General features: G+C 35.1%; 1 protein-coding gene. It reads right to left on the bottom strand.

Annotated elements, in window-relative coordinates; translation table 11 throughout:
* Positions 1-30 precede the first annotated feature (30 nt).
* Entirely contained in the window at positions 31-1,065 is a 1,035-nt protein-coding gene (locus tag BA053_RS06190) for an ankyrin repeat domain-containing protein (RefSeq protein ID WP_065095450.1), read from the bottom strand.
* Positions 1,066-1,273: the final 208 nt, after the last annotated feature.

Genomic DNA, 1,273 nt, shown 5'->3' with positions numbered 1-1,273 from the left:
AGAATTTCATATACCTAGCTATGAGTAGGGTTATGTTAAAGAGGGAATATGCTTGAATTTACTTGTTTCCGGACAACCTCTAACACTAGCCTTACTTGCTATTAGAACTTCTACTATCTCTTTATGGGCATTTTTAGTAGCCCAATGTAAAGGAGTTTTGCCATCTGTGTTTTGTAAATTAACATCAGCCTCTGCTGCTAATAGAGCATTCACTGCATCTGTATGGCCATTTTTAACAGCCAAATGTAAAGGAGTATCGTAAAGCCAATAATCTCTCACATCAACATCAGCCCCTGCTGCTAATAGAGCATTTATTGCATCTGTATAACCATTTTCAGCAGCCCAATGTAAAGGAGTCCATCCATTTTCACTCTTCGTATTAATACTAACCTTACTTGCTATTAGAACTTCTACTATCTTTTTATGGTCATTTGCAATAACCAAATGTAAAAGAGTCCATCCATAACTCCATAAACCATAACTCGTATTAATATTAAATTCTTCTGCCTCCAATAGAGCATTTACTGCTTTTGTATGGCCATTTTTAATAGCCAAACGTAAAGGAGTTTCTCCATTATCATCTATTGCATCAATATCAGCCCCTTTTGCTAATAAAGCATTTATTGCACCCGTATGGCCTGTTTCAGCAGCCCTATGTAAAGAAGTTTGTTCCTTCTTACTTTTTGCATTAACATTAACCCCCGCCCCCGCTTTTATTAGAGCATTTACTACCTCCTTGTGACCAATTTTGGCAGCCCAATATAAAGGGGTCAGTCCATTCATATCTTTCGTATTAACATCAGCTCCATTTGATATCAGAGCTTCTACTACCTTTTTGCAGCCATCCCGAGTAGCCAAATATAACAATGTAAGTTTAAAAGAGGCAAGACCTGTATATAAGGTGAATTTATAATTTATGTTAAATCTATCATTTTTCCAATCCTGGAATGTACTTAAATCTATCCTCTGTAACCTCTCTTTTATCTTTTCGATTATGTTACTCTGATTTAAATCACCATCAGCATTTACTGCACTTAATATTTTTATCCACTGTTCATATTTCATAACTTTTCTCTACTAAACACTATACAAGCGTTTTACCCATTATTTCAGCAACCGTCAATTTTGCTAACAAATCACGTAAAAATTTGTAGAAAACACTGGACTCCGTAGCATTACAAAAAATCCAATTATTTTCTCCTAAGAAACTCACTCAACTAACTCTTCTTGTTGAACTAATATGTAGCCAAATTCGCTCGCTTTTTTGATCAAA

It is taken from the genome of Wolbachia endosymbiont of Nomada ferruginata, from assembly GCF_001675785.1.
Taxonomy (GTDB): Bacteria; Pseudomonadota; Alphaproteobacteria; order Rickettsiales; family Anaplasmataceae; genus Wolbachia; species Wolbachia pipientis.
The sequence above is the reverse complement of the archived record's forward strand: the minus strand, read 5'-3'. Positions and strand labels throughout refer to the sequence as shown.

Coding starts and splice junctions, on each gene's coding strand:
- BA053_RS06190 (WP_065095450.1), bottom strand. CDS start 1,065: ATGAAATATGAACAGTGGATAAAAATATTAAGTGCAGTAAATGCTGAT.